This is a genomic window from Kitasatospora sp. NPDC059571 (genome assembly GCF_042735675.1).
Classification (GTDB): domain Bacteria; phylum Actinomycetota; class Actinomycetes; order Streptomycetales; family Streptomycetaceae; genus Kitasatospora.
In genome coordinates, this window is record NZ_JBHWBW010000524.1 from 1 (window position 1) to 5,272 (window position 5,272).

At 70.7% G+C, this 5,272-nt stretch carries 7 protein-coding genes; 5 read left to right on the forward strand and 2 right to left on the reverse strand.

The genetic code is table 11. The features are described 5' to 3' along the window. Positions 1-362 precede the first annotated feature (362 nt). From ACFV0G_RS34605 to ACFV0G_RS34625, 5 genes are all read left to right on the forward strand, one after another. Entirely contained in the window at positions 363-551 is a 189-nt protein-coding gene (locus ACFV0G_RS34605; RefSeq protein ID WP_380556534.1) for a hypothetical protein, read from the forward strand. Between the two features lie 324 nt (positions 552-875). Next, on the forward strand, positions 876-1,154 hold the full coding sequence (locus ACFV0G_RS34610; RefSeq protein WP_380556536.1) for a type II toxin-antitoxin system Phd/YefM family antitoxin: 279 nt from the start codon (positions 876-878) through the stop codon (positions 1,152-1,154). A gap of 4 nt (positions 1,155-1,158) precedes the next feature. Continuing rightward, on the forward strand, positions 1,159-1,437 hold the full coding sequence (locus ACFV0G_RS34615; protein ID WP_380556538.1) for a type II toxin-antitoxin system RelE/ParE family toxin: 279 nt from the start codon (positions 1,159-1,161) through the stop codon (positions 1,435-1,437). A 313-nt stretch (positions 1,438-1,750) separates the two neighbouring features. Then, positions 1,751-1,873 (forward strand): hypothetical protein, encoded by a 123-nt coding sequence (locus ACFV0G_RS34620; protein ID WP_380556540.1) that lies wholly within the window; start codon positions 1,751-1,753, stop codon positions 1,871-1,873. A 68-nt stretch (positions 1,874-1,941) separates the two neighbouring features. Continuing rightward, positions 1,942-2,094 (forward strand): hypothetical protein, encoded by a 153-nt coding sequence (locus tag ACFV0G_RS34625; protein ID WP_380556542.1) that lies wholly within the window; start codon positions 1,942-1,944, stop codon positions 2,092-2,094. Between the two features lie 219 nt (positions 2,095-2,313). Here the strand turns inward: ACFV0G_RS34625 and ACFV0G_RS34630 are convergent, their stop codons facing one another. Together ACFV0G_RS34630 and ACFV0G_RS34635 are read right to left on the reverse strand one after the other, a co-directional pair. Further along, a complete protein-coding gene (locus ACFV0G_RS34630) occupies positions 2,314-2,583 on the reverse strand; it encodes a hypothetical protein (RefSeq protein WP_380556544.1) in 270 nt (89 codons plus the stop codon). Positions 2,584-3,614: 1,031 nt separating this feature from the next. Further along, on the reverse strand, positions 3,615-4,847 hold the full coding sequence (locus tag ACFV0G_RS34635; protein WP_380556546.1) for a replication-relaxation family protein: 1,233 nt from the start codon (positions 4,845-4,847) through the stop codon (positions 3,615-3,617). Positions 4,848-5,272: the final 425 nt, after the last annotated feature.

Genomic DNA, 5,272 nt, shown 5'->3' on the forward strand with positions numbered 1-5,272 from the left:
CGCTCAACGCCTTCGAGATCGCCTTCGACGGCCGACTCTCCATCGGCCGCCGCTAACTCAACCCACCCGAGTTACACCGTTCAATGGACAGACCCTGTCGGACCAGAAGATTTATACGGCAGGCCTTCGTTGGGTGATCGGCCAGGTCGCGCCTGTGCCAGCAGCAGAGCGGTGTCGCGTCGCGCATAGATCCTCAGCTGGTCGCGGGCGGCGGGCCTGTCATCGGGGCTGCAGGTGGAGCTGGCGGGTCCGAGGGCGGGAAGGTCCGGGCCCGGCGCGGCGGACGGACCTGCGATCCCGCTGTCGTGACTTCGTCGGCGGCATGGCCGACAGTGAAGGGTGTGGGGGTTTCGACGAGCGAGATGATCATCGTGGTGTACCGCCGGAGCGAAGTCGTTGCCGTACTGCAAAGAGCCGGGTACTGGGAAGAAGCAGAAGAGGCGCAGCGGGTTCTGCCCGATCCGGTCGATCAGGACCGCCTGGCGGACTGGGGCCAGGAGCACGGGATCACCCGGGACGGGCTCATCAGCCGGATGGGGGGCAGTTCCTGAGCTGGGAGTCGAACAGAATCCGGGCCACGGGCCGCGCCTACTGGGTTGGGCGTCCTCCGCGCGGGGTCGTCGGGGGCGTGCACCGGTGTTTCGTCGTCCCGGCGCCGACGGGCGGGGAGAGGCTGTCCCCTGCTGGTGGGACGGTGATGGCATCTCCGGCTGGGTCCGTCGTGCACGGTACGGTCGGATGGATTCGGCAGCCGCACCCACCTGACCGCGTCCAGGTGCAGGACGCTTCTCCTGCCCAGCCTTGGGCTTGTGCCCGCCCTGTTCGGCCAACCCCGCATCAGGCTGCAACAGATGTACATCTGCTACATTTGTTGCATGTCTGAGCCTGTGATTGCTTCCATGGCGGAGGTCCGCAGCCACCTGGCCGATGTCCTTGACCGGGCGCGGCAGGAGGGGACGCCGACCATCATCACGCGCCGGGGCCGGGAGGAGGCGGTGGTGATGGATGTCCGCGAGTACCGGCGTCTGCGCGGGCTGGCCGAGGCGGCCGAGGAGGCCTGGCTGAACCGGCTGGCGGACGAGGCGGAGGCCGAGGGGCTCGAGGGGTCGGTGTCCCTCGAGGAGATGGCCGCGCTCCTGCGCGACCGGGCCTGACCCGGTGGGGCACGTCACGCGGTTCACCGCGCACGCCCAGCGGGAGATGCTGAAGATCCCGCGCCCGGATGCCCTGCGGATCCTGCGCCGGCTCACCGAGCTGCAACGGGCCCTGGACGAAGGGGACACCGGCGCCTTCGACATCAAGGCCCTGCAGGGCCACAGTGCGCGGTGGCGGCTGCGGGTCGGGGACTACCGGATCGTCTACACGGTCAACAACGGCCGTCTGATCGTTTGGGTCCTGGCCGCGGGCAACCGCCGCGACGTCTACCGCAACTGGTAGCAGCGGCTGCCGGGCAGGCCGGCATCCACTGGCGCCGACGAAGCCCCCCGCCCGCGGCCAACCACACAACCACCGCCCAGTCGGCGCGCAACGGCAGCTCGGGAGCAGCGGCAGCTCGGGAGCCTGCCATCGGCCTCGGACTCATCATCGGCCTCTGGGCAGCCTTGGGCATCATCCTGGGCATCACCTACCGTGATCTACCGACTCAGCCGCAGAAACCGGCTGTGAACGACGCCAGACGTCCCGCTGCTGGGCACGGGGCACGCCCGGGCCGGCGTGGGCGGCCCGGCACGGACAATCAGACCCGGCCAAGGTGGTAGAGGCTGGCAGCCCAGCCGTCGGGGCGCAGCTCGGCCTGGCCGACTTCGTCGTCTCCCAGGAGCAGCGGGTGGACGGTCGGTCCGGCAGGGTCGGCGGGGCCAGCGCGCTCGACTGAGATCAGGCCCGGTTGGCACCCCTGGGCCGCTGATCGAGGCGGTACGACCGCGAACGTACTACCGCGTGTTGACCGCCGCGGAGGAGCAGGTCCGCCGGGACCTCCCCGCCGAGCGTCAGCACCTGGCCGAGGCCGGGATGCAGCGGACCTGCGACGTACCCGATACCCTGTCCCACGGTAGTCGGGCCTCCGGGCCGCACCGGATGTCGGGGGGGCTGTGAACCTGGCCCTGCCGCCTCGTGCGTGGTGACGGTGTCGTCGTCGCCGTTGTTCCGGTCGAGTGAGCCGCAGTCCGGGCAGGGGACGCTGACCGTGTTGGCGTCCAGGACTCGTTCGTATTGCGTCCACGCTCTGACCGGCGCGCTAGCCGGCAAGGGCCTGGACGGGTCGCATGGCGTCCAACCAGGCCGAAAACTCCTCTGACGGGCGCACAGCTCCCCTTACGGCGTGGCTCCACCGGACTTCGTCTTGGCCTTCAGATCCTCGACCAGTTGCTTGGCCGAGTCCACAAGGCCGAAAGGCTTCGCCTTGATCCACGCAACGTTCCGGGCCGGTAGTGTGTAGATCACCTGCTCGTCCGAAGTGTCATCGAGCACGCGGAGCCACCCGTCCGAGGTCGAGACCTTCAGCTCCTGGACGCCGCCGAACGTCTTTCCCCCGGCATCTACGGACTCGGTGAAGCACACCGTGGCATCGATGAATTGCGTCATGTACCGAGGATGGGCGCCTCCTGGGGCAGCCGCCCTTCGGGCGGGCCGGGCGTGTGAACCGCTTGTGCCCCGCCCGTGTCCGCGCGCCACGAACCGGTGCTTGCAGTGAGCCGGTGTTCGAGCGCTGTGCCTTTGCTTGCCCGGGGCGGGAGGCCGCTACACCGGCTCTGTCGGACGACAGCGAACTGTCAGTGGCTGGCGACAGGCCGTACCGCGCGCTCGGCTGCGGCACGGCCGGCGACTCAACCGCGATCGGCGGCAGGCCTGGTGACGCACCGATGACCCGCGCCGCTGGCACTTCATGTCGTTTTCGCTGACAACTGGATGTCGTCCGGCACGGGCCGCGCCACCAGGACTCCGGGCGGCCCCGCCTGCGCGACCGGCCCCGGCCGGGCGCCTGCTACGAGAAAGGCCGGCGCAGCGCGGGCAGGGCCACCGATGCGCGCCCACCCGCCCCTCCCAACCCCACCACCCCACACCACCACCCACCCCCAACCCGTATCCACCTGTTCCCTGGCCAGGCTTTCCGCGAGAGGGCGCGCAGAGAGGGGGTTGTCATGGCTGCCGGGCACCTTGATTGGCCCGCTGAGCTGCTGGGATGTCCCGGTCGGTGTAGATGGTACGGGCACGCACTCGGGTACGCAGTCGGGCGCCCAGTGGGGAACGCAGTCGGGTACGCAGTCAGGCGGGCGCTGGAGCGCCCCAGGGGCCGGCGAACATGCCGCCGGCCTCGTGCAGCTGTCCCGCGCCCGGCTGCCGCCCGGGGCTCGGGGACGTGCTGGAGCGGGGAAGGTCGGCCCCGGGCCTCGCAAGGGCCGACGGGCCGCCCCTCCGTCTGTTCCGGGCCGTCGGCCGGACCCTGTGCGGCACGCGAATGCGCGGCCTGCGTGCTGGTGAATAGCCTCCGCGCAGTGCTGGATCCTTTCTTCCGGATTCTTTCATTAGTCCGGGTCAATGATGGACTGGCGATGCTTTTACGGTATTCACCCGGCGCCTTCATGCGTTTGTTTGGCGAGCACTGGAAAGCGGATTCACGGCTGAAGAATGCAGGCGCTTACGGGGTGGTTCATCCGCGGGGCCGGTTGGGGTACCTCTGGGCGTTGGATGCGGGCGCGGTACTCGGTGTGGGCGAGCGCGTCGGTCAGGGGCTGCCACTGGCGGGCGCCGAAGCGCCACCAGATCGGGGCGTACGGGCCGCGCTGCTTCAGGCTGTCGAGGTGGCAGGCCAGGATCGGGATCCGCCCGGCGAAGTCCAGCGGGTCGTGGCGCGGCGGTGCCCAGTGCCGGTAGGTGAGGTCCATGACCTTGTTCAGGAGGTTGTTCAGCCCGCGGGGGCCGGCGCCGCCCAGGACCAGCGCGATCGGCGGCAGGCTGCCGGGGCCGGCCTGCGGGTAGGTGCGCCGCCAGAGGGGCAGCTTCCGCGCGGTGCTGTGGTGCCCGTCGTGCGTCGGGTCGTTGTAGGTCAGGGCGAAGTACTCGGCGTAGCGGTCGAACTTGGCGGCGATGAACTCGGGTGTCTCGTTGTGGAGGTCGACCTCGACCAGGAGCAGCGGGACGTTGTCGGCGGGTGCGGTGAGGACGGCGTCGGCGTACTGGGCGCGGTCGCCGGGCAGCGGGTGCGGGGCTTCGGTGGTCCAGTCGGCGATGGTGCCGATCGGCTCGCCGGGGGTCGCCGGGGAGGTGATGGCGACGATGGTGTCGTTGACGGCCATGGCGTGCGGGGCGCCAGTGGTCCGGCCAACCGACCGGGCCCGGCCGCCCACCTTCCGGCCGGAGGGCAGCGTCGACTTCGCGGCATCCAGGCCGAGGTCGGTCAGGCCCCAGATCACCGCCCCCGCACCCACCGGCCGCACCGGGCGGCGCCGCGCCGGGCGCAGCGGCTTGGCGCCGGCGCCGGTGGCGGCCTCGCCGGTCGCGTCGGTGGCGGCCGTGTCGCTGTCGGCGGTGTGGGCGGTTCGGGGCTGGGCCGGGATGCCGGAGGTGGTGCCGCGCTTCTCGGTGAGCCTGTTCAGCGCGAGATCGCGCAGCGCGCCCGCGACTGTGTTCGGCTGCTCGTGGCCCGGCTGCGCCAGCAGCCATGTCTGCTTGACCGTCGCGACCTTCAACACGCCCAGCACCTGCAGCACGCTGTGGCGCAGCGGGCCGGTGGAGCCGTTGGGGTAGGCCTTGGCGCGGACGAACGCGGTCCGCGTCTTCGCGGCCGGCAGCCCGTCGCTCCGCTCCGGCCGGTCCGGGTGCTGCGGGTCGTCCTGGTCCTGGCTCATGGCTGCTCCCCCGTGCCGGTGATCTTCCGTCCGTTCCTCGATACCGCACGGCACCGACAACGACCCGCGCCGGCATACACCGGCCCAGCCCGCTGTCGGACGACAGCGAACTGTCAGTGGCTGGCGACAGGCCGTACCGCGCGCTCGGTTGCGGCACGGTCTGCGACTCAACCGTGACCGGCGGCAGGCCTGGTGACGCACCGATGACCCGCGCCGCTGACATTTCATGTCGTTTCGCTGAACCGGATGTCGTCCGGCAAAGCGGACGCGAAGGGGAGGCCGAGCGCCGGCTCTCCGCCTGACCGCCCCTTGACCGCACACCCCCACAGCCCCTAATCCGTAGTGAAGGCGGCTCCAGAGCGTCTCGGTCGGGGCTTCGGGGGCTGCCTGATCTGACGGACACCTTCCTTACTCCTGGCCCGGCG